Below are 21,274 nucleotides of genomic sequence, written 5' to 3'. Positions count from 1 at the left end.
AATGATAGCAAAAGTAATCGTAGATATCCCATCTAAAAGTGTTGACTTTACATTTGATTATTTAATTCCACAAAAATTTCAAGCGATGATTGAAGTTGGTATGCGTGTAATTGTACCTTTTGGACCGAGAACGATACAAGGTTATGTCATGGACATCACTAAGCAACCTGACACTGATATGGATATATCAAAATTAAAAGAAATAAAAGAGATACAAGATATTAAACCTGAATTAACGAAAGAATTAATACAACTTACAGACTGGTATCATACTTATTTTGTTACAAAGCGAATTTCTATGTTAGAGGTTATGCTTCCAAGTGCAATCAAAGCTAAATATACCAAAGTTTTTGCAGTTGAAGATGCTGAAGCTATACCAGAAAAGTTATTAAAACGATTTGACTCGGAAGGGCATTATGCATATAAAGAAGCACAAAAAAATGAAGACTTAACTCTAATTGCACCATTCTTAAAGCAAGGTGCAATTCTTGAAGATACCATTTTATCTCAAAGTTTAAAGAAAAAGAAACAACGTGCAGTGCGCATCGTCGAAGGTTTTGATTATGATATGGTATTAGGCTCTTTAGAAAAATCAAAAAAGCAATATGAATTATATGCATATTTAATCGATGAAAGTCATCACGTTGTTTTTTTAAAGCAATTAGAAGAAATGGGCTTTTCAAAATCTAGCATTGAGACATTAGCTCGTAAAGGTTTTATTGAGAAATATGATACAACTGTAGAGCGCGATCCTTTTGCGACGCGAGTATTTGAACAAGATCAAAAGCAACAACTTACGCAAGAACAACAAGAAGCATATAATGCCATACTTGAGACGATTAATAAAAGTGAACAACGGACATTTTTATTACACGGCGTGACGGGTTCTGGAAAGACTGAAGTTTACTTACAAACCATAGAAAAAGTACTCAATCAGGACAAACAAGCGATGATGTTAGTACCGGAAATTGCACTCACACCCCAAATGGTATTAAGATTTAAACAAAGATTTGGGGACGAAGTTGCAGTTTTACATTCAGGGTTATCTAAGGGCGAACGTTATGATGAATGGCAAAAAATTAGAGATGGTAAAGCGAGTGTGAGCGTTGGTGCTCGTTCCAGTGTGTTTGCCCCTTTTAAAGATTTAGGTATGATTATTATTGATGAAGAGCACGAGTCTTCGTATAAACAAGAGGACTATCCAAGATACCATGCTAGAGATATTGCACAATGGCGCAGTCAATATCATCAATGTCCTTTAGTATTAGGCAGTGCCACGCCAAGTTTAGAGACATATGCACGTGCAACTAAAGGTGTTTATGAACTTTTATCATTACCTCATAGAGTGAATCAACAAGCTTTGCCAGAAGTGAACATCGTAGATATGCGTGCTGAACTTGCATCTGGAAATCGTTCTATGTTTTCAGAAGATTTGCGTCATACGATTCAAGAGCGGTTAGATAAAAAAGAACAAGTTGTTTTATTTTTAAATAGACGTGGCTATGCGTCATTTATGTTGTGTCGTGATTGCGGTCATGTACCTCAATGTCCTAATTGTGATATTTCTCTAACATATCATAAATCAACGGATCAATTGAAATGCCATTATTGTGGTCATCAAGAAATCCCTCCCAATAAGTGTCCTAACTGTGAAAGTGAACACATTAGACAGGTTGGTACGGGTACGCAAAGAGTTGAAGAATTATTACAAGAAAATTTTCAGGAAGCAAAGATTATTCGTATGGATGTTGATACTACTTCTCGAAAAGGTGCACATGAACAATTATTAGATGACTTTGGTTCAGGTAAAGGGGATATTTTACTGGGGACACAAATGATAGCGAAAGGTTTAGACTTTCCAAACATTACATTAGTTGGCGTATTAAATGCTGATACGATGTTGAATTTGCCTGACTTTAGAGCTAGTGAGCGTACATATCAATTGTTGACACAGGTTTCAGGACGTGCAGGCCGCCATGAAAAAGAGGGGCAAGTGATCATACAAACGTATAATCCTGATCATTATGCAATTAAAGATGTTCAAGATAATGACTATCATTCTTTTTTTGAAAAAGAAATGAATTATAGAAAGTTAGGTAAATACCCGCCATACTTCTTTTTAATTAATTTTACGATTGCACACAAAGATATGAAAAAAGTAATGGAAGCTTCTAAACATATACACAAAATATTGTTACAACATTTATCAGATAAGGCATTAGTGTTAGGCCCTTCTCCAGCAGCTTTATCACGAATTAATAATGAATACCGCTTTCAAATATTAATTAAATATAAAAGCGAACCTTCATTACACGAAGCGCTAAAATATTTAGATGATTTTTATCATGATCAATATTTAAAAGACAAATTATCACTGAAGATTGACATTAATCCTCAAATGATGATGTAGGTCACTATTAAATGTGGTTTAACCGTAGTGTTTAAAAACCTGTTGTTTAGCGATTAAGTTACAGTTTAGATAATTAATATTTTTCTTTTTTAAAATGGGGTCTGTAAATCGGTGTTTTGCTGATTTGATGGCCCTATTTTTTATTAAACTATAAATATTATTAGTTGAATATGATTGATAGATATAGTAAATTTATTTGCTCATATTTCTTTAAAAGGAGTACTAGATATGGAGATGAGAATTGCAAATAAAAATGATATTGAAACAATTATAAAATTAAGAAAAGAACAACTACTGGATCAAGGTATGCTTGCTACTGAAGATATTGATGATAATATGAGAGAATATTTTGAAGATGTTTTCGACAAAGAAAACATCTACCAAGTGTTTATGATAGATAATCAACAAGTTGTATCTACAGGAGCAGTTATTTTTCAACAAATACCACCCGCATATGATAATTATTCTGGTGTTGAAGGCTATATTACCAATGTTTATACAACTAAATTGTACAGAGGGTTAGGTTTAAGTAAACAAATTTTAGATGAGCTTTTATTAAAGTGTAAAACAGAACATGTCAATATAGTTAATTTAAAAGCTTCTACTAATGCAGAACCATTATATTCTAAAATTGGTTTCATAAAAAATGCATCTTCCATGACCATTGAGTTATAAAATAATGAAGTGAACAGTATTAAATATAAATTTTTTTATTGAAATAATAATTAAAGTTAAACCTTTCAATATATAATAAATCTAAATATAAAATTAAGAAGTAGAAGTAAGAGAATTCAATTTAACTATTATTGATTTCTTTTTACTTCTACTTTTTTTATTAATCTATATTGTAAATTATGAAAAAAATATTATTTGAATAATGAAAACGCTTTCGTAATATAAATTATAATGATAACATATTATTAATTTATAAAAGGAGGAGTTTTTATGACTAATATAAATCATCAAAAATTTGTAAATAATATTATTTTCGAAAAAGAGGAACTTTTAATCGAGACCAGTAAATATTTATGGTCTCATCCCGAAACAAGGTTTGAAGAATACTTATCTTCTAAAAAATTACTAACTGTACTAGAAGAAGAAGGATTCCAAATTGAAGAAAATTTAGCTGACATTAAAACTGCTTTTAAAGGCGAGTATGGCCAAGGGAAGCCTATCATAGGGTTTTTAGGTGAGTTTGATGCCTTATCTGGTTTAAGTCAAAAAGCACTGACAGATATTGAACAAGCTATAGATGGACAAACTAATGGGCACGGATGTGGTCATAATCTATTAGGTGTTGGTTCATTAGGAGCTGCAATAGCAACTAAAGCTTATTTAAAAGAAAACAACTTATCAGGTACAGTTATATATTATGGTTGTCCAGGAGAAGAAGGCGGTTCTGGGAAGGCGTTTATGTCGAGAGCAGGTGTATTTGATCAATTGGATTATGCTTTCTGTTGGCATCCTTCACCAGCAAATGCCATTATGAGCAACAAAACTTTAGCTAATTTTCAAGTATATTTTCGGTTTAAAGGTATCAGTTCACATGCTGCAAATTCACCAGAATTAGGTAGAAGTGCTTTAGATGCTGTTGAATTAATGAATGTGGGTGTCAATTATCTAAGGGAACATATGCCAATGACAAATAGAATTCATTATGCTTTGACAAATACAGGAGGGATATCACCGAATGTAGTTCAATCAAATGCTGAAGTATTATACTTAATTCGTGCGGAAAATCTAAGCGAAGTAAATGAATTATTAGATAGAGTCAAAAATATAGCTCAAGGTGCAGCATTAATGACTGGTACAGAATGTGAAATAGAAATAGATAAGGCATGTTCTGACTATTCTCCCAATCGTAAAATGGAAGAAATTATGTATCAATATTTAAAAGAAGAAGAAAAAACTATTTCATATACTAAAGAAGAATTGGATTTTGCGGAAAATATTTGGGACTCTTTGACACAAGGTGAAAAAGGAAATGCTAGAAAAATGTTACAGAGCTTTGGTGTCATTAAAGATAGTGATAAATTAGAAAATATGAAACTCAGTAATATTGTTAATGATTACATAATTCCAGAAACACCTATGATGGGTTCTTCTGATGTAGCGGATGTTAGTTGGGTAACGCCTACAGCTCAATGTACGTGTACAACTGAAGCTATGGGCACACCGTTACATACATGGCAAATGGTGTCGCAAGGATTATCAACATATGCATTCAAAGGTATGTTTAGGGCTTCAAGCGTTATGGCTAACACTGCTATACATATTCTAAAAGATGAACAACTTTTAAAAGCGATAAAAAAAGAGCATAAGGAAAAATTAGAAAAATATCCTTATAAAAACCCTATACCGGATGATGTGGAACCATCAACATTATGATTTAAAATACACCATTATATTTCAGAAAATTCTGTAAAATAAAGGGGCGTTTTGATGGCGAATAAAGTAAAAAAGCAAAGTAAATTTTTAAATAAGGTAGAATATTTGGGCAATAAATTACCTCATCCATTTTTTCTTTTTATATATTTAGCATTAGTTGTGGTAGTGCTTTCATTTATATTTAACATGTATGGTGCAACTGTTAGACCACCAGGAAGTGAGAAAACATTAGAAGTTAAAAATTTGCTATCTGGTGACGGATTACAATATATGTTAGAAAACATGATTACAAACTTCACGGGATTCGCACCATTAGGAATTGTCATTGCTATGATGTTAGGTGTTGGTTTAGCAGAAAAAGTAGGTTTGTTAGAATATGTTATTAGAAAAACGATTACAAAAGCACCTTCTTCATTAGTTACATATGTTGTAGTGTTTGTCGGTATAATGGGGAATATTGCGTCAGATGCAGCAATGATCTTGGTACCTCCATTAGCTGCAATTGTTTTTTATAAATTAGGTAGACATCCAATCGCAGGGTTAGCGGCTGGTTTTGGTGCAGCAGGTGCTGGTTTTACAGCAAATTTATTTGTAGTTGGTACAGATGCATTACTATCTGGTATCAGTACTGAAGCAGCCTCGATTATTGACACAGGTTTAAAAGTTTCACCAGTATCCAACTGGTATTTTAATATTGTCTCAACATTTGCACTCACGATTGTTGGTGGTTTGGTAACTACGAGAATTATAGAGCCGAGACTAGGTGAATATAATAAAAAAGTAGATGATTTAGAAGTAGATGAGTCATCTCCTACTGCTAAGAAAGCATTGATTAGTTCATTGATTGCTGCTTTATTATATATACTTGCAATTGCTATCACATTATTTATACCAAATAGTCCTTTACGTGGTGAAAATGGTTCAATTATAAACTCACCCTTTATAGATGGTATTGTGCCAATTATATTGGTATTGTTTTTAATCATTGGTATTACGTTTGGTATTGTTGACAATAAAATTCATACTACACATGACATAGGTAAATATATGACCGATGCTGTACGAGACTTATCAGGTTATATTGTTTTAGCATTTGCTGCAGCACAATTTATAAGTTTTTTCCAATGGTCCAATATGGCTACATGGATTGCTGTTAATGGTGCAGAATTTCTGAAAAGTATTAATTTAACTGGATTCCCATTGATTATCCTATACATTATATTTACTGCCTTCCTTGGATTCTTAATCACATCTGGTTCGGCCAAGTGGGCGTTAGAAGCGCCGGTATTTGTGCCAATGTTTATGCAACTAGGTGTGCACCCAGGCTTTACACAAGTGGCATACAGAGTGGCTGATTCCTCAATTGCGACTGTTACACCGCTAAACCCATATTTTGTGGTAATACTATCTTTCTTAAATAAATATGATAAAAAAGCAGGTGTTGGTACGTTAATTTCATTAATGATACCTTATACGCTATCATTCTTATTTACATGGATTATTCTAGTAGCATTTTTCTATTTAACAGGATTGCCGGTAGGTCCTGGTGTTACGAAAGATTTAAAATAAAGGAGCGAGAAAGTAATGCTAAATGATAATCAAAAAACATATTTAAAAAAACTAAGAAGAAAGCTACACACGATACCTGAACCGGGTTTTTTAGAAATAAATACGGCAAATATACTGTATGATGAACTTCAATTATTAGATTTTGATTTGAAAATTGGTGATGAAGTTATGGATTCGCATTATATGCTGGGTAGACCGAGCGAGGAAACGTTGAATGAACATATCACATATTTAGAAAATAATGGATTTAAAATTGAAAAATTCAAAGATGGCTTAACTGGTTTGGTTGCAACAAAACATTTTGAACAACCAGGGCCAACATTAGCTTTTAGATTTGATATAGATGCATTACCAATTCAAGAAAGCACGTCAGAATGTCATGTACCTTATCAAGCAAAGTTTAGTTCGCAAAATGAAGGTTATATGCATGCATGTGGACATGATGCACATATGACTATGGGTATTGGTTTAGCAAATTTAATTAATGTAAGTGATTTTAATAAAGGTAAAATAAAACTTATTTTTCAACCAGCAGAAGAAGGCGTGCGAGGTGCACTTTCTATGGTGAAAAAAGGAGTTGTTGATGACGTTGATTATTTCTTTGCAACACATATTGGTTTAAATGGAAAATCGAATGAAATTATTACGTCTGTTGAAGGTTTTATGGCCTCAACTAAATATGATTTATTTATAAATGGTGAATCCAGCCATGCAGGTGCTAATCCACAAGATGGTAGTAATGCGATATTAGCTGCTGCCACGCTCATACAGCAATTGTATGCAATTCAACGACATGAGAATGGCGATTCTCGAATTAATGTCGGAAAGATTATGGGAGGTTCGAGTAGGAATATCATAGCTGATAAAGTTAAACTTGAAATTGAAGTAAGGGGTATCAACAACGAAGTTAATCTATTTATGAAGCGTCGTGTCTCTGAAATTATACAAGGCGTTGAACAAATGTTTAAGGTTGAAATTTTCCAAATTAAAGTTGGAGAAGCGCCTAGCATCGAACCTTCAAGTAAGTTGAAAGAAAAAATTTATTCATTAATTTCAAAAGAAGTAGCTGATTTAAAAATTTTAAAAGAAGAAATTACACCATCTGGAAGTGAAGATGCAACTTACTTTATTCAAAGAGTTCAAGAATTAGGGCATGAAGGTCTATATTTAAATATAGGCTCAAACCATTCATTTAATCATCATCATCCACAGTTTGATATTGTTGAACAAGATATATTTAATGGTATAAATGTGTTATATGCAATTGCTAAACATTTCAATGCTTAATCGTTAATGGAAATATTATATGATAATGGTTTATACTTATTGATTTTAAAAGGGAGGAAATAAATGGAATATAATCAATTTAAACAACCTATTGGTAAGTCACTAATCAATTTCACTCAACCCAAAGCACCAACCGTTGATGTGTTAGAAGGGAAGTACTGTAGGTTAGAAAAATTAACTTCGCAACATATTAACCCTTTATTTAATCATTTCAAGGCACAAGATGATGCACCTAATTGGACTTATTTACCGGATGAGCAGCCTCAAAGTTATGATGATTTTGCAGCATATATAAATAATAAAAGACAAACAAAAGATCCATACTTTTTTGCTATAATTGATCAATTGGATAATGACGTGGTAGGCATTTTATCATTACTGAGAATAAATGAACAAAATGCAACGATTGAAGTTGGGCATATTCATTATGCTAATAAAATGAAACAAACACGTATAGCTACAGAGACACACTACTTATTAGCAAAATATATTTTTGACACGTTGGGTTATAGAAGGTATGAATGGAAGTGTGATGCATTCAATGAACCATCTATAAAAGCAGCAAAACGACTTGGGTTCAAATATGAAGGTTTATTTAAACATCATACTATTTATAAACAACGAAGTAGAGATACATACTGGCTTGCTATGTTAGCAGATGAGTGGTCACTTTATAAAAGTAAGTTTGAAAATTGGTTGAACGAAAACAATTTTGATGAATTTGGTAATCAAATCAATAAGTTATCGCTATGATTTTACAAAAGTTAACTGGAGCATAAAAATATATTACACCGTAAGCTTGTATGTGAGAGCTTGCGGTTATATTTTGTGATGAAGTAAAAGCGTAAAAAAGAAAATATGTATTGTTTTAACGCTTGCATTTCATCTAAGCTTGGTGCAAATTTAACTAAAATAAGTTATAATGATATGATGAATTTTTATGAGGAGTAATTTGTATGACAATAAAGCAACTTGTTGCAGCAGAAAATCCAATTTTACATAAAAACGTTCCTGATGTAACGCGATTTGATGAAAACTTAGCTCAATTATTGCTCGATTTAGAAGACACTATGTATGAAGTTGAAGCTTCTGCCATATGTGCGCCACAAATTGGCATCTTACAAAAAGTAGCTATTATCGATATGGAAATAGATGGATTGTTACAACTTATCAATCCAAAAATTATTCGCGCATCAGACCAAAAAGTAACTGACTTAGAAGGATCTATTTCATTACCTGACATTTATGGTGAAGTTGAAAGAAGTAAAATGATTGTTGTTAAAAGTAATGATAAAAATGGAAATGAAGTAGAGATGACAGCATATGATGATATTGCGCGTATGATATTACATATGATTGACCATTTTGAAGGGAAGTTTTTTACAGAACGTGCGGATAAAATTTTGACTGAAGCAGAAGTGGAGGCGTATTTTGAAAATGAGTAGAATTATTTTTATGGGCACACCTGATTTTTCGACAAAAGTGTTAGAAATGTTAATTGCAGAACATAATGTCATAGCAGTAGTTACACAACCTGATCGACCAGTTGGCAGAAAACGAAAATTAACACCACCACCAGTGAAACAAGTTGCGATAGAACATGCAATTCCTGTATATCAACCGGAAAAACTGTCACAATCTGAAGAATTACAGATGTTGATTGATTTGAACGCGGATTTAATTGTTACTGCAGCATTTGGCCAATTATTACCACAAACTTTATTGGATTCACCAAAGTTAGGTGCTATCAATGTGCATGCATCATTATTGCCTAAATATAGAGGTGGCGCTCCCATACATCAAGCGATTATTGATGGAGAAAAACAAACTGGTATTTCTATCATGTATATGGCTAAGAAATTGGATGCTGGAAATATTATATCTCAAAAAGCAATCGATATTGAACCACAAGATGACGTTGGTGTGATGCATGATAAATTAAGCTTTTTAGGTGCTGAATTATTAAAAGAAACACTTCCTTCTATTATTAATGGTACGAATGAAAGTATTGTTCAAAATGAAGACGAAGCAACATTTGCATCTAACATTCGTCGTGAAGATGAAAAAATTGATTGGTCAGAACCTGCTGAAGTAATTTATAACCATATTAGAGGCTTGTCTCCATGGCCGGTTGCTTACACAATAATGGATGAAGAAAATTTAAAGGTCTATGCTTCTCGCATTGAAAATGATAAAGATGGTGAACCGGGTACAATAATAGAGACAACTAAGAAAGCAATTATTGTGGCTACAGGTTCTAACGATGCGATTGCATTAACAGAGATTCAAGTTGCAGGTAAAAAAAGAATGCCTACAGCTAATTACTTAAGTGGTGTGCAATCAACACTCGTTGGGAAGGTATTAAAATGACAATTGAAACTAATGTAAGATTATTAGCTTTTGAAACATTACAAGATATTATTAATGATAAGGCATATAGTAATATTATTATTAACGAGGTATTAACCAATAATGATTTGAGCCGGGCAGATAAGAATTTATTAACCGAATTGGTATATGGTACATTAAAAAGAAAATATACACTTGATTATTATTTGAAACCTTTCGTACAAACTAAACTTAAAGGTTGGGTCAGACAATTACTGTGGATGAGTATCTATCAGTATATTTACTTGGATAAAGTCCCTGAACATGCGATTATTAATGAAGCTGTTAATATAGCAAAATATAAAGGTGGCCCGCATAACGGTAATGTGGTTAATGGGATTTTGAGAAACCTTATGCGCAGTGAATTACCAAATTTTAATGAAATTACGGACGATAAGAAGCGCATTGCTATTCAATATAGTTTGCCCAAATGGCTTGTTGATCACTGGGTTACACACTTTGGAATAGAAGAAACTGAAGCAATTGCACAATCATTTTTAACAAAAGTGACAACAACTGTAAGGGTCAATTTGACAAGAATTTCAGTTGAAAATGTGATGCAACGTTTAGAAGACGAAGGTTATACTGTAACGCAAGATAGTGACATTACAATTTGTTTACATATTAGTGGTAAACCAATTATAGAGTCACGTGTATTTAAAGATGGTCTAGTGTCTATCCAAGATAAAAGCTCTATGTTTGTAGCTGATGTAATGAATCTCCAAGATGGCGACCTTGTATTAGATGCTTGTAGTGCACCTGGTGGAAAGGCATGCCATATAGCAGAAAGGCTTCACGGTACTGGACATGTAGATGCGACAGATATCCATGAACATAAAATCGACTTGATTGATTTTAATATTCGAAAATTACGATTATCTAACATTTCTGCTTTTAGTCACGATGCGACGGAAAATTATGATAAAGTGTATGATAAGATTTTGGTAGATGCACCTTGTAGTGGCTTGGGTGTACTTAGACATAAGCCAGAAATCAAATATGAACAAAGTCAACAAAGCATTCAATCTTTAGTGAATATTCAACTAGAAATTTTAAATAACGTAAAAAATCATTTACGACCTGGTGGCACATTAGTTTATTCAACTTGTACGATAGAACAGTTAGAAAATGAAAATGTTATATATACATTTTTAAAAGAAAATAAAGATTTTGAATTTGATTTATTTGAACATCCAATCAGTGGAGAAAAAGTAAAAACGTTACAGGTGCTACCACAGCAATTTAATTCTGATGGCTTTTTCATTACTAGGATAAAAAGAAAGGAACAATAAATAATGATAACTGCAGAGAAGAAGAAAAAAAATAAATTTCTTCCCAATTTCGAAAAGCAATCTATTTACTCTTTGAGATATGATGAAATGGAAAATTGGTTAAAAGAAAATGGACAACAAAAATTCAGAGCGAAACAAATCTTTGAATGGTTATATGAAAAACGAGTAGATAGCATTGATGAAATGACAAATTTGTCTAAAGAGCTAAGAGCACTTTTGAAAGACCATTTTGCAATGACAGTGATGACTACAGTAGTTAAACAAGAAAGTAGAGACGGAACGATTAAGTTTTTATTTGAATTACAAGATGGTTACACGATTGAAACAGTATTAATGAGACATGAATATGGGAACTCCGTATGTGTTACTACTCAAGTGGGTTGCCGTATAGGTTGTACATTCTGTGCATCCACATTAGGTGGCCTAAAGCGTAATTTAGAAGCGGGAGAAATTGTATCTCAGGTACTCACTGTCCAAAAAGCATTAGATGAAACCGATGAACGTGTATCACAAATTGTAATCATGGGAATTGGTGAGCCATTTGAAAACTATGATGAAATGATGGACTTTTTAAAGATTGTTAACCATGATAATGGTTTAAATATAGGTGCGCGTCATATTACTGTTTCTACTTCTGGTATTATACCTAGAATTTATGATTTTGCTGACGAAGATATTCAAATAAATTTTGCAGTAAGCTTACATGGTGCTAATGACGAAATTCGTTCTCGTTTAATGCCTATTAATCGAGCGTATAATGTTGAAAAATTAATGGAAGCCATTAAATATTATCAAGAAACAACAAATAGACGTATTACATTTGAATATGGACTGTTTGGAGGAGTCAACGACCAAGTTGAACATGCAAGAGAATTAGCACATTTAATCCAAAAATTAAACTGTCATGTGAATTTAATACCTGTAAATCATGTACCAGAAAGAAATTACGTTAAGACACCCAAAGAGGATATTTTTAAATTTGAAAAAGAATTAAAGAGACTAGGTATTAATGCAACAATAAGAAGAGAACAAGGTGCTGATATCGATGCAGCATGTGGTCAATTAAGAGCTAAGGAACGAAAAGTAGAAACGAGGTAATAGTATGCTAAAAGCACAATTTTTTACTGACACAGGTCAATATCGTGATAAGAACGAAGATGCAGGTGGTGTGTTCTTTAATCAAACAGAACAACAATTACTTGTACTCTGTGATGGTATGGGTGGACATTTAGCAGGAGAAGTAGCAAGTCAATTTGTGACAGATGAGTTGCAACGTCGTTTTGAAGAAGAAAATTTAATTGAACCTAACCAAGCTGAAGATTGGCTGAGAACCACACTAAAAGCGATTAACCGTGAATTATATCAACTCTCAGTTGACAATGCAGACTATCATGGTATGGGAACAACTTGTGTTTGTGCACTTATATTTGATGATTATGTCGTTGTCGCAAATATTGGTGATTCAAGAGGATATTTGATTAATAGTAGAGAAATTGAACAAATTACAAATGATCATTCCTTCGTTAATCACTTAGTAATGATTGGGCAAATTAGTGTCGAAGAAGCATTTAATCATCCCCAAAAGAATATCATTACAAAAGTCATGGGTACGGATAAAGTAGTAACACCAGATATTTTTGTAAAAAGAACCAATTTTTATGATTTTCTATTATTAAATTCGGATGGATTAACAGATTTTGCAAGAAATCATATGATTCAAGAAGAATTAATGCAAGAAAATGATCTAGAAACACATGGTCGGAATCTTATTGAATTAGCATTATCACAAGAAACAAATGATAATGTAAGCATTGTTTTAGCAGAAATTGAAGGAGATAAGGTATGATTGGAAAATTAATAAGCGAACGTTATAAAGTGATAAAAAAGCTTGGCGGCGGTGGCATGAGCACGGTTTATTTGGCTGATGACACTATTTTGAATCGCAATGTAGCAATCAAAGCTATTAGGATACCTTCTGGTGAAAAAGAAGAAACAATAAAGCGTTTTGAGCGTGAAGTTCACAACTTAACACAACTTTCACATAAACATATCGTTAATGTTTTTGATGTTACTGAAAATGATGAAAATTTCTTTTTAGTGATGGAATACATAGAAGGTCCCACTTTATCAGAATATATTCAACAACATCGACCTTTAGACATCAAAACTGTAATCAAATTTACTGAACAAATTATTGAAGGAATAAAGCATGCACATGATACAAAAATTGTTCATCGTGATGTAAAGCCTCAAAATATTTTGGTGAATCATGATCAAACATTAAAAATATTAGATTTTGGTATTGCTAAAGCATTAAGTGAAACAACGATGACTCAAACAAATCATGTTTTAGGTACAGTTCAATACCTTTCTCCTGAACAAGCTCGCGGTGATGCAACAGATAACGGTACTGATATATATTCTATTGGTGTTGTGCTTTATGAAATGTTAGTAGGGCAACCTCCATTTTCAGGTGAAACAGCAGTAAGCATTGCTATAAAGCATATTCAAGATCCGATGCCTAATGTTTCTAACAAACGTTCTGAAGTACCACAATCACTGAGCAATGTCGTGCTAAAAGCTACTGAAAAAGATAAGAATGATCGTTATCAAACAGTTCAAGAAATGCAAGATGACTTGTCTACTGTGCTGTCAAAAGAGCGAGAGAATGAATCACCATATCATTCTGTTGATGCTGACACTAAAACGGTTCCTATTGATAAAAATGAAATAGCTAATCAGACACGTGCTGAAGATAAATCAAAAAGCATGAATCAAACCATGCAAATTCCAATTGTTAATCAACAATATTTTCAATCAAATGAGGAACAATTATATGCGATGCCTCCGAAAAAAAGATCAAAAAAGAAAAAGTTTTTCTATGGTTTAATCATCGTACTACTTTTATTTGGACTCTTTGGTTTCATGGCTATGGGAATGTTTGGTAATAAATATTTAGAAACACCTAATTTAATAGGTAAAACTGAAAAAGAAGCAGAAGGTATTTTAAAAGATAACAAACTAGAATTAGGCAAAACTACAAGAGCATACAGTGATAAGTATCCGGAGAATAAAATTATTAAAACAACACCAGGAAAAGGTGAGCGTTTAGAACAGCAAAGTAAAGTAGACATTGTATTATCAAAAGGTCCTAAAACTGCAGAAATGCCAAATTTATATGGCTTACCAAAATCAGAAGCGTTAAATAAATTAAAAAAACTAGGAATTGATGATGCTAAAGTTGACCAATCTTATACAAAACAAAATGTTGCTAAAGGTTTAATTGAAGCACAAAGTATTTCACCAGGAGACAGAGTGAAAATCAATGATAGTGATATTAAATTGACTGAATCGTTAGGTGTTAAACAAGTTTATGTGGATGATTATGAGAAAAAATCGTTTAAGACTGCTAAATCCGAGCTGGAATCTAAAGGGTTTAAAGTAGCTACTGTAGAAAAACGCTCTGATAAAACAGTTAAAAAGGATAATGTCATTAGTCAATCACCTAAAGGCGAAGAAGTAGATGAAGGTTCTACTATAGAATTTGTGGTATCCACAGGTGAACCGAAATCATCAGAGAAAAAAGATGATAAAGATTCTGATGAGCAAGAAGATAAGTCATCTAAAGAAGATGAAAAATCACAAACTAAAACATATACAGAAACCTATCAAGTTCCCTATACGGGTGATGATGATGAAAGTCAAGAAGTGAAGGTATATGTGAGAGATAAAGATGACAAAGGATCGTCAGCTGCACAAAGCTTTAAAATTAAAGATGATAAAACTGTAACCATTCCGATGACTATTGAAAAAGGAGAGACGGCTGGTTATACCATTCGAGTTGATGGTAAGGTTGTAGCTGATAAAGATATTCCTTACGATTTTTAGCGCAACTTAACGAATGGAGCAAAGCGAAGAGAGTTTAGTTGCGCTTATGCAGAAGCCAAAGGCTTCAGCGAACCGAAAGGCGAATGGAGCAAAGCGAAGAGAGTTTAGTTGCGCTTATGCACAGCGTACTGCTTTTAAAAAACGTTTATAACAGAGTGTTATTTCTACGATTGCTCGTAGTTATAATGCTCTGTTATTTATTTTTAACTGAAATAGTCTCAAATCGTATTTAAATTAAAAAGCCTTTGCTATAATATAGTATGTAAAGCTTTAAAAAGAGGGGTGCCTAAGTGAAAACAGGACGCATCATAAAATCATTAAGTGGTGTATATCGTGTAGATGTAAATGGAGAAATGTATGACACAAAACCACGTGGATTATTTAGAAAAAATAAATTTTCGCCTATAGTTGGTGATGTTGTAGATTTTGAAGTTGAAAATATTACAGAGGGCTATATTCACCATGTTCATGAACGAAAAAATGAATTAAAAAGACCACCAGTTAGCAATGTTGATCATCTTGTATTAGTGATGAGTGCAGTAGAGCCTGAATTTTCAACTCAGTTATTGGATAGATTTTTAGTAATAGCACATTCTTATCATATGAGACCTCGCATATTAGTAACAAAACGGGATATTACTTCACCTAACATGCAAAATACAATATTGCAGACACTAAAAGTTTATGAAAAGATGGGATATAATACACAATTTATAAGTGTTGAAGACCATATTGGTGAGGTTTTCACACAATGGGGTGAAGGACTAGTGGTATTAAGCGGTCAGTCAGGTGTAGGGAAATCTACGTTATTAAATAAATATTTTCCAGAATTGGATATTGAAACGCAACATATATCTAAAGCCTTAAATAGAGGAAGACATACTACAAGACATGTAGAGTTATTTGAACGAGAAAATGGCTTTATAGCTGATACGCCTGGATTTAGTGCGCTAGATTTTAATCATATTCAAAAAGATGAAGTGAAACATTATTTCATGGAAATCAATGAATATGGCGAACAATGTAAATTTAGAGACTGCAACCATATAAACGAACCCAAATGTAACGTTAAAAATGAAATAGAAAAAGGAAATATAGCTCATTTTAGATATGAACATTATTTACAATTATTTAAAGAAATTGCAAACAGAAAGGAAAGATATTAAGTGGCAAAATTATATCCATCATTATTATCAGCTGATTTTTTACAATTACAAAAGGAATTAAAGGCTTTGGAAGATGCAGGTGTTGATGGTGTGCACTTTGATGTGATGGACGGTCAATTTGTTCCAAACATTTCAATTGGATTACCTATATTAGAAGCAGTTAGGAAGGGTACTGATTTACCAATAGATGTACATTTAATGATAGAAGAACCTGAAAAATATGTAGAGCTTTTTGCAACGCAAGGAGCAGATATGATTTCAGTACATGTAGAAGCAACGCCACATATTCACAGAGTGATACAACAAATTAAAAAGACAAATGTAAAAGCTGGTGTAGTCATTAACCCAGGTACATCGGTTGATGCGATTATTCCAGTGTTGAAAATGGTGGATTATGTACTTGTCATGACAGTCAATCCTGGATTTGGTGGACAAACTTTCATTCAAGAAAGTATTGATAAATTAGATCAACTTGACAAGATGAAGAAAGAATTAAATTTATCATTTGAAATTGAAGTTGATGGTGGTATTAACGAAGAAACAGTTGCAACTGTAATCGAACACGGTGCTACTATGTTAGTAGCTGGTTCATATTTCTTTAAACAAAAGGATTATAAACAAGTGACGCAAACATTGAAAGGTTGAAGTCAATGAAAGTCAATTTATTATGCGGTGCAAGAAATTTACCAGAAAACATTTTACAAAATAAAACAAATGAGGCATGGATAGGGATTGATCGAGGTGCATTAATCTTGATTGAATCAGGGATTATGCCACAATTTGCAGTCGGTGATTTTGATTCAATAACTAAAGAAGAAAAGGATTATTTGACTGAAAAATTAGCAATTAATCCATATAATTCTGAAAAAGATGACACTGATTTAGCATTAGGTATCGAACAAGCTATAAGTTCAGGTTATAGTGAAATATGTGTTTACGGTGCAACCGGAGGGCGTTTAGACCATTTTATGGGTGCAATGCAAATATTAGAAAAGCCAGAATATACAAAAAAACAAATTAATATTAAAATCATTGATCAACAAAATGAAATTTCATATCTATCTGCTAAAGACTATAATATCGATAGAGATTTAAATTACCCATATATATCATTTATTCCTATTGCATATCCCACAGTTATTTCATTAATCAATTTTAAATATGAATTGAAACAAGCATCTTTACAGCTAGGTTCTACATTGACAATATCTAATGAATTAATAAAACCACAGGGCATTGTTTCTATACATTCAGGTAGCGTGTTAATGATTAAAAGTAAAGATTGATACATCGTAGTAAATTTAATTTCAAACAAAAAAAAGACCAATCCTCCACATAAGGATTGGTCTTTTTCGTGCATTATATTTATTAAACTCTAGTTACTTTACCAGATTTTAAAGCACGTGCAGAAACCCAAACTTTTTTAGGTTTTCCGTCTACAAGAATTCTAACTTTTTGAAGGTTAGCATTCCATCTTCTTTTAGAAGAATTTAAAGCGTGTGAACGATTGTTTCCAGTTGAAGCTTTGCGACCTGTTACGAAACATTGTTTGCCCATGAAAGTACCTCCTTTAATAAATATAAATACACATATCTACTACATACTTGAATAATGTACCACATAAAAAAAATAATGGCAATAAAATGAAAAAAATTTCTTTACATAGCTTCTACTTTTGTTACACTCATTTTATGATATAATTGTAAACTATGGATAATATTGTATTTTTTAATCTTAATAAAAAGTTTTAAAGTATCAAAAATAAAGTAAGAACCATAAACTAGGAGGCCCAATAAAATGACATTAGAAATTACAAATGATTATGGTAGCATAGACATTTCAAACGAAGTAATAGCTTCAGTTGTGGGTAGTAAAGCAGTAGAATGTTATGGCATTGTAGGAATGGCTTCTAGACAACAAGTAAGAGATGGAATTGCTGAAATATTAGGCTATGAAAATTATGCAAAAGGCATTGTTGTGAGAGAAGAAAATAGTGTGTTGGATGTTGATATGTACATTATTGTAAGTTATGGTACGAAGATATCAGAAGTTGCAAGCAATGTTCAATCAACTGTCAAATATACATTAGAACAAACATTAAAAGTTAAAGTAAATTCAATTAATATATTTGTACAAGGCGTACGAGTGGATAATGGCAAGAAAAACTAGGAGGACATAACGAGATGGTTAGTAAAATAAATGGTAAATTATTTGCCGAAATGATTATTCAAGGGGCACAAAATTTATCTAATCATTCAGATTTAGTAGATTCATTAAATGTATACCCGGTTCCAGATGGTGATACTGGGACAAATATGAACTTAACTATGACATCAGGTAGAGAAGCTGTAGAAGAGAATTTATCTCAACATATAGGTGAGTTAGGTAAAACCTTTTCAAAAGGTTTATTAATGGGTGCACGAGGTAATTCTGGTGTTATTTTATCACAACTTTTTAGAGGCTTTAGTAAAAATTTAGAAGAATTTAGTGAAATTAATGCACAACAATTAGCAGACAGTTTTAAAGCTGGTGTTGACACTGCATACAAAGCAATTATGAAACCAGTAGAAGGTACAATTTTAACTGTTGCTAGAGATGCTGCGGATGCAGGTATACAAAAGGCACAGGAAACAGAAGATTGCATTGAACTTGTGACATATATTATAGAACAAGCTCATATTTCTTTAGAAAATACGCCTAATTTATTACCTGTATTAAAAGAAGTTGGTGTAGTTGACAGTGGCGGTAAAGGATTAGTCATCGTTTATGAAGGTTTTCTAAAAGCGTTAAAAGGTGAAACTGTAACTGCAGAAACTCCAAAATTAGATACAGAAACTTTAGTAAATGAAGAACATGACTTCCACGGTGTGATTAATACTGAAGATATTGTTTATGGGTATTGTACCGAAATGATGGTTCGTTTTGGAGTTAATAAAAAAGTATTCGATGAAAATACTTTTAGAGAAGAGATGAGCCAATTTGGTGATTCTTTATTAGTTATTAATGATGATGAAATTGTAAAAGTTCATGTACATACTGAAAAACCCGGAGATGTTTTTAATTACGGTCAACAATATGGTGAATTAATTAAACTAAAAGTTGAGAATATGCGTGAACAACATCGTGAAGTTGTAAAAAAAGAACAAAAAGGTACAAATGCACAGCAATCTAATCAAGAAACTTCAACAGTAGACACTGCAGTCATCGCTATTTCTATGGGAGAAGGCATATCTGAATTGTTTAAATCCATGGGTGCGACACATTTAATAAGTGGTGGCCAGACAATGAATCCGTCTACAGAAGATATTGTGAAAGTGATTGAACAATCACAATGTAAACGTGCAATCATCTTGCCAAATAATAAAAATATTATGATGGCGAGTGAACAGGCTGCAACAATCGTAGATGCTGAAGCTGTTGTCATTCCTACGAAATCTATACCACAGGGAATAGCTGCATTATTTAACTTTGATGAATCCGACGAGCTAACTGACAATAAAGCACGTATGGTTGAATCATTAGAAGTGATAGCGTCTGGTTCTGTTACTTACGCGGTGAGAGATACTAAAGTTGATGGTGTAGAAATTAAAAAAGATGCATTTATGGGATTAATCGAAGATAAAATTATCACAAGTAATGAAGACGAATTTGAGACAGTTAAGCAACTATTGTCTCAAATGATTACTGACGAAAGTGAAATCATCACTATGATTATCGGTGAAGATGCCAATGGTGATATAACATCCAATGTTGAATCTTGGATTGAAGCAACATATCCAGACATTGAACTAGATCAACATCAAGGTGATCAGCCAGTATATCAATATCTGTTCTCCGTTGAATAATTTTAGTTTGTTGATAATGACAAAAATTTCTATCAATATACGTAATTAGGTATGTTTCATATCTAGTTACGTATATTTATTTTTGAAGTAAAATAAAACATTTGGTAGATTAAAAATTTTTAAAAAGTATATACAAGATTGTTATGTTTAATTTATTAACGTTTATTGTGAAAAATAATTATTTTCACTACTTTTATATGTATATTCAATTCACAATAGTGTGCAATTTGTAACAATTTTAAATTAAAAGCAGTACAACCAAAATTAGTTTATAATGTTAACTTAAATTGTTATAATAATAAAGGTGCAAATAAAATGTAAGCGCAACACTTTAGAATGATTAAAAATAAGGGTGGGATATCCATTATGAAATATAAAACAGTTTTCGATATAATTGGTCCAACAATGGTTGGTCCATCATCTTCACATACAGCAGGTGCAGTCAGAATTGGGTTAGTAGCTAAAGATTTATTTAATGAAATACCAAAACAAGTTGATATATATTTGTATGGCTCATTTATGGAAACATATAAGGGTCATGGTACTGATGTTGCACTTGTAGGTGGTTTATTAGGATATGATACAGACGATGATCGAATCCAAAAAAGTTTGGAAACTGCTGAAGAAATTGGGATGAAAGTAAATTTTATTGAAATGGCAGAAGAACGCTCTCATCCAAATACTGCAATTATTAATATGAGAGACGGAGAAAAAGAAATTTCTGTTGAAGGTGTATCTATCGGTGGTGGTAAAATAGAGGTTGTTGCAATCAATGGTTTTAGTATTGCAATTAGTGGCAATTATCCAGCACTTTTAGTATTCCATAAAGATACATTCGGTACGATTGGACGCGTAGCTAATATTTTAGGTGATTCCAGTATTAATGTTGGCAGCATGCAAGTTTCAAGAAAAGAAAAAGGTGACCAAGCATTAATGACTTGTGAATTAGATGATGCTATCAATGATGAAATAATAGAAAAAATAAAAAACGTCGATGGTGTAGTGACAGTCTCACTCATGGGCGACGCCTAATGGAGGGTT

General features: G+C 32.5%; 19 protein-coding genes. 18 read left to right on the top strand and 1 reads right to left on the bottom strand.

From position 1 onward, the window contains the following. Position 1: 1 nt before the first annotated feature. The 15 genes from priA to FYJ81_RS03120 all read left to right on the top strand — a co-directional run bounded on the left by priA (position 2) and on the right by FYJ81_RS03120 (position 17,674). Entirely contained in the window at positions 2 to 2,410 is a 2,409-nt protein-coding gene (gene priA, locus FYJ81_RS03190; RefSeq protein WP_154409295.1) for a primosomal protein N', read from the top strand. Between the two features lie 228 nt (positions 2,411 to 2,638). Next, positions 2,639 to 3,085, top strand: coding sequence for a GNAT family N-acetyltransferase (locus FYJ81_RS03185; RefSeq protein WP_154409294.1), 447 nt, complete (start codon positions 2,639 to 2,641; stop codon positions 3,083 to 3,085). Positions 3,086 to 3,355: 270 nt separating this feature from the next. Further along, positions 3,356 to 4,798 carry a M20 family metallopeptidase gene (locus FYJ81_RS03180; RefSeq protein ID WP_154409293.1) on the top strand — a complete coding sequence of 481 codons (1,443 nt, stop codon included), beginning with the start codon at positions 3,356 to 3,358 and terminating at the stop codon, positions 4,796 to 4,798. A gap of 54 nt (positions 4,799 to 4,852) precedes the next feature. After that, on the top strand, positions 4,853 to 6,367 hold the full coding sequence (locus FYJ81_RS03175) for an AbgT family transporter (RefSeq protein ID WP_154409292.1): 1,515 nt from the start codon (positions 4,853 to 4,855) through the stop codon (positions 6,365 to 6,367). A 15-nt stretch (positions 6,368 to 6,382) separates the two neighbouring features. Then, a complete protein-coding gene (locus FYJ81_RS03170) occupies positions 6,383 to 7,654 on the top strand; it encodes an amidohydrolase (protein WP_107386244.1) in 1,272 nt (423 codons plus the stop codon). Between the two features lie 63 nt (positions 7,655 to 7,717). Then, positions 7,718 to 8,407: a GNAT family N-acetyltransferase gene (locus tag FYJ81_RS03165; RefSeq protein ID WP_107384639.1), complete on the top strand. Its 690-nt coding sequence runs from the start codon at positions 7,718 to 7,720 to the stop codon at positions 8,405 to 8,407. Positions 8,408 to 8,610: 203 nt separating this feature from the next. After that, a complete protein-coding gene (locus FYJ81_RS03160) occupies positions 8,611 to 9,099 on the top strand; it encodes a peptide deformylase (protein ID WP_154409291.1) in 489 nt (162 codons plus the stop codon). After that, entirely contained in the window at positions 9,092 to 10,024 is a 933-nt protein-coding gene (gene fmt / locus FYJ81_RS03155; protein WP_107384641.1) for a methionyl-tRNA formyltransferase, read from the top strand. The genes FYJ81_RS03160 and fmt overlap by 8 nt, the downstream gene beginning before the upstream one ends. A gap of 2 nt (positions 10,025 to 10,026) precedes the next feature. After that, positions 10,027 to 11,334, top strand: a complete 1,308-nt coding sequence (rsmB, locus tag FYJ81_RS03150; protein WP_233422660.1) for a 16S rRNA (cytosine(967)-C(5))-methyltransferase RsmB — start codon at positions 10,027 to 10,029, stop codon at positions 11,332 to 11,334. Positions 11,335 to 11,337: 3 nt separating this feature from the next. After that, the gene (gene rlmN / locus FYJ81_RS03145; protein ID WP_019467762.1) at positions 11,338 to 12,432 is read left to right on the top strand and encodes a 23S rRNA (adenine(2503)-C(2))-methyltransferase RlmN; all 1,095 of its coding nucleotides are present in this window, start codon (positions 11,338 to 11,340) and stop codon (positions 12,430 to 12,432) included. Between the two features lie 4 nt (positions 12,433 to 12,436). Further along, a complete protein-coding gene (locus FYJ81_RS03140) occupies positions 12,437 to 13,180 on the top strand; it encodes a Stp1/IreP family PP2C-type Ser/Thr phosphatase (protein WP_154409290.1) in 744 nt (247 codons plus the stop codon). Continuing rightward, a complete protein-coding gene (pknB, locus tag FYJ81_RS03135) occupies positions 13,177 to 15,222 on the top strand; it encodes a Stk1 family PASTA domain-containing Ser/Thr kinase (protein WP_107386248.1) in 2,046 nt (681 codons plus the stop codon). The genes FYJ81_RS03140 and pknB overlap by 4 nt, the downstream gene beginning before the upstream one ends. Positions 15,223 to 15,512: 290 nt before the next feature. Beyond that, positions 15,513 to 16,388, top strand: a complete 876-nt coding sequence (gene rsgA / locus FYJ81_RS03130; RefSeq protein WP_107505142.1) for a ribosome small subunit-dependent GTPase A — start codon at positions 15,513 to 15,515, stop codon at positions 16,386 to 16,388. Continuing rightward, the gene (gene rpe / locus FYJ81_RS03125) at positions 16,389 to 17,033 is read left to right on the top strand and encodes a ribulose-phosphate 3-epimerase (RefSeq protein ID WP_107384633.1); all 645 of its coding nucleotides are present in this window, start codon (positions 16,389 to 16,391) and stop codon (positions 17,031 to 17,033) included. 5 nt (positions 17,034 to 17,038) lie between these two features. After that, entirely contained in the window at positions 17,039 to 17,674 is a 636-nt protein-coding gene (locus FYJ81_RS03120; RefSeq protein WP_107386250.1) for a thiamine diphosphokinase, read from the top strand. A gap of 82 nt (positions 17,675 to 17,756) precedes the next feature. On the opposite strand, the gene rpmB is transcribed toward FYJ81_RS03120, so the two are convergent. Further along, positions 17,757 to 17,945, bottom strand: a complete 189-nt coding sequence (rpmB, locus tag FYJ81_RS03115; RefSeq protein WP_002483503.1) for a 50S ribosomal protein L28 — start codon at positions 17,943 to 17,945, stop codon at positions 17,757 to 17,759. A 240-nt stretch (positions 17,946 to 18,185) separates the two neighbouring features. Here rpmB and FYJ81_RS03110 point away from each other — a divergent pair, with 240 nt between their 5' ends. The 3 genes from FYJ81_RS03110 (at position 18,186) to sdaAB (ending at position 21,265) form a co-directional block, all read left to right on the top strand. Next, a complete protein-coding gene (locus FYJ81_RS03110) occupies positions 18,186 to 18,557 on the top strand; it encodes an Asp23/Gls24 family envelope stress response protein (RefSeq protein WP_019467949.1) in 372 nt (123 codons plus the stop codon). A 14-nt stretch (positions 18,558 to 18,571) separates the two neighbouring features. Next, positions 18,572 to 20,233: a fatty acid kinase catalytic subunit FakA gene (gene fakA / locus FYJ81_RS03105; RefSeq protein ID WP_107384631.1), complete on the top strand. Its 1,662-nt coding sequence runs from the start codon at positions 18,572 to 18,574 to the stop codon at positions 20,231 to 20,233. A gap of 366 nt (positions 20,234 to 20,599) precedes the next feature. Next, positions 20,600 to 21,265: an L-serine ammonia-lyase, iron-sulfur-dependent subunit beta gene (sdaAB, locus tag FYJ81_RS03100; protein ID WP_040030555.1), complete on the top strand. Its 666-nt coding sequence runs from the start codon at positions 20,600 to 20,602 to the stop codon at positions 21,263 to 21,265. The last annotated feature ends 9 nt before the right edge of the window (positions 21,266 to 21,274 follow it).

Source organism: Staphylococcus sp. McC-251-APC-3A2, assembly GCF_009695665.1.
In the GTDB taxonomy this organism is placed as follows: Bacteria; Bacillota; Bacilli; order Staphylococcales; family Staphylococcaceae; genus Staphylococcus; species Staphylococcus cohnii.
This window is presented reverse-complemented; position numbering and strand designations above follow the sequence as displayed.

What these genes read in the sequence shown, in the direction of transcription:
- priA (WP_154409295.1), top strand. Translation starts at nt 2, where the DNA reads ATGATAGCAAAAGTAATCGTAGATATCCCATCTAAAAGTGTTGACTTT.
- FYJ81_RS03185 (WP_154409294.1), top strand. Translation starts at nt 2,639, where the DNA reads ATGGAGATGAGAATTGCAAATAAAAATGATATTGAAACAATTATAAAA.
- FYJ81_RS03180 (WP_154409293.1), top strand. Translation starts at nt 3,356, where the DNA reads ATGACTAATATAAATCATCAAAAATTTGTAAATAATATTATTTTCGAA.
- FYJ81_RS03175 (WP_154409292.1), top strand. Translation starts at nt 4,853, where the DNA reads ATGGCGAATAAAGTAAAAAAGCAAAGTAAATTTTTAAATAAGGTAGAA.
- FYJ81_RS03170 (WP_107386244.1), top strand. Translation starts at nt 6,383, where the DNA reads ATGCTAAATGATAATCAAAAAACATATTTAAAAAAACTAAGAAGAAAG.
- FYJ81_RS03165 (WP_107384639.1), top strand. Translation starts at nt 7,718, where the DNA reads ATGGAATATAATCAATTTAAACAACCTATTGGTAAGTCACTAATCAAT.
- FYJ81_RS03160 (WP_154409291.1), top strand. Translation starts at nt 8,611, where the DNA reads ATGACAATAAAGCAACTTGTTGCAGCAGAAAATCCAATTTTACATAAA.
- fmt (WP_107384641.1), top strand. Translation starts at nt 9,092, where the DNA reads ATGAGTAGAATTATTTTTATGGGCACACCTGATTTTTCGACAAAAGTG.
- rlmN (WP_019467762.1), top strand. Translation starts at nt 11,338, where the DNA reads ATGATAACTGCAGAGAAGAAGAAAAAAAATAAATTTCTTCCCAATTTC.
- FYJ81_RS03140 (WP_154409290.1), top strand. Translation starts at nt 12,437, where the DNA reads ATGCTAAAAGCACAATTTTTTACTGACACAGGTCAATATCGTGATAAG.
- pknB (WP_107386248.1), top strand. Translation starts at nt 13,177, where the DNA reads ATGATTGGAAAATTAATAAGCGAACGTTATAAAGTGATAAAAAAGCTT.
- FYJ81_RS03120 (WP_107386250.1), top strand. Translation starts at nt 17,039, where the DNA reads ATGAAAGTCAATTTATTATGCGGTGCAAGAAATTTACCAGAAAACATT.
- rpmB (WP_002483503.1), bottom strand. Translation starts at nt 17,945, where the DNA reads ATGGGCAAACAATGTTTCGTAACAGGTCGCAAAGCTTCAACTGGAAAC.
- FYJ81_RS03110 (WP_019467949.1), top strand. Translation starts at nt 18,186, where the DNA reads ATGACATTAGAAATTACAAATGATTATGGTAGCATAGACATTTCAAAC.
- fakA (WP_107384631.1), top strand. Translation starts at nt 18,572, where the DNA reads ATGGTTAGTAAAATAAATGGTAAATTATTTGCCGAAATGATTATTCAA.
- sdaAB (WP_040030555.1), top strand. Translation starts at nt 20,600, where the DNA reads ATGAAATATAAAACAGTTTTCGATATAATTGGTCCAACAATGGTTGGT.